Annotated in this window: 1 protein-coding gene; it reads left to right on the top strand. The window is 69.1% G+C overall.

The genetic code is table 11. From position 1 onward, the window contains the following. On the top strand, positions 1-305 hold a 305-nt coding region (lspA, locus tag VTU_RS0122280; RefSeq protein ID WP_010109385.1), incomplete at its 5' end, for a signal peptidase II. Positions 306-469 lie beyond the last annotated feature (164 nt).

Below are 469 nucleotides of genomic sequence, written 5' to 3'. Positions count from 1 at the left end.
CGAACGCCGGCGACTGGCCGCGCTGGCTGTTCACCGGCGTCGGCCTGGTGGCCACGGTCTTCATCGTCTGGCAGCTGCGCGCGCACCCCGGGCAAAAGCTGTTTTGCTTTGCGCTGTCGGGCATCCTCGGCGGCGCCATCGGGAACGTGCTCGACCGGCTGCGGCACGGCCACGTGGTCGATTTCCTGCAGTTCCACCATGCAGGCTGGTATTTCCCATCGTTCAACCTCGCCGATGCAGCGATCACCCTGGGCGTTGCCTGCCTCATCCTGGACGAGTTGCTGCGGGTACGGCGCGGGCGCTGACCCCGCGCGCCACGCTCACAGCCCGAGAAACCCCGCGATCACCAGGCTGGCTTCCAGCGTGAACAGCCCCTGCACGAGCCACGCGCGCAGGGTGCTCGGCAGCAGCTCGAAGCGCTGCACCTCGCCGTCCTGGTTGCAGGGCAGCATGCCGTCGGGCAGCCGGG

The sequence above is a fragment of the Verminephrobacter aporrectodeae subsp. tuberculatae At4 genome (assembly GCF_000193225.1).
Taxonomy (GTDB): Bacteria; Pseudomonadota; Gammaproteobacteria; order Burkholderiales; family Burkholderiaceae_C; genus Acidovorax; species Acidovorax aporrectodeae.
The sequence above is the reverse complement of the archived record's forward strand: the minus strand, read 5'-3'. Positions and strand labels throughout refer to the sequence as shown.